The organism is Candidatus Hydrogenedentota bacterium (assembly GCA_016791475.1).
Classification (GTDB): domain Bacteria; phylum Hydrogenedentota; class Hydrogenedentia; order Hydrogenedentales; family JAEUWI01; genus JAEUWI01.
The window spans coordinates 1-609 of sequence record JAEUWI010000316.1 but is presented as its reverse complement, the minus strand read 5'-3'; the positions used below and the strand labels follow the sequence as shown (position 1 = coordinate 609).

The following is a 609-nucleotide window of genomic DNA, read 5'->3' as shown; positions in this document are numbered from 1 at the left end:
TTTTGCGGCGGACAATCCGCCCACAACGTCCCGCGGTCAGTTGCCCGCTATCACGATCGGCCCGCGTCCCGCCATATTGCACAGGATCTTCATCGATTCTTCCGTCATGGGCCATTTGCCGGGGTAGGCGACGAATTCCACGTGGCCGTCCATGTAGAGAATGTTACCGCCCTGCTTTCCGGTACCGGTCGGGTGGTGGTCCGGCCATTCGATGATCACGGGGATGTTGGACTGTGTCACCGCAGCCGCCGCGGGATTGTTGATGTCGGTGATGAAGAAGCGCTCGACCCCTTCGCGCAGGCGCCGTACGCCCGGGCCAGCTCCAGCCGCTGATGACTCGCTCGGGGGGAGCGCGGCGACTTCGCCTCGGGTCCAGACTTCAAGCGCCTCCGGCAAGCCTGTACTTACGTGATGGTAGGCCGTCGCGAACTGGCGCATGTCTTCTTCGTTCTGCAGGGCGAAACCGAGATAGACGTAGTCGCGATCATCGGGGGTCTGGGGCGCCGGGCCCTGTCCGGGGCACGCGCAGACGGTGCGTCCGCCCTGCAGGTATTTCGCCATGGCGTCCGCGTCGAACATGAGCCGTCCGGGTTCTGTGGAAAGCGTCGG

1 protein-coding gene is annotated in these 609 nt (G+C 64.2%); it reads right to left on the bottom strand.

Annotated elements, in window-relative coordinates; genetic code table 11:
- Window positions 1-36: 36 nt before the first annotated feature.
- Window positions 37-609: hypothetical protein (locus JNK74_29425; protein ID MBL7650295.1), on the bottom strand; the 573-nt coding region annotated here is incomplete at its 5' end.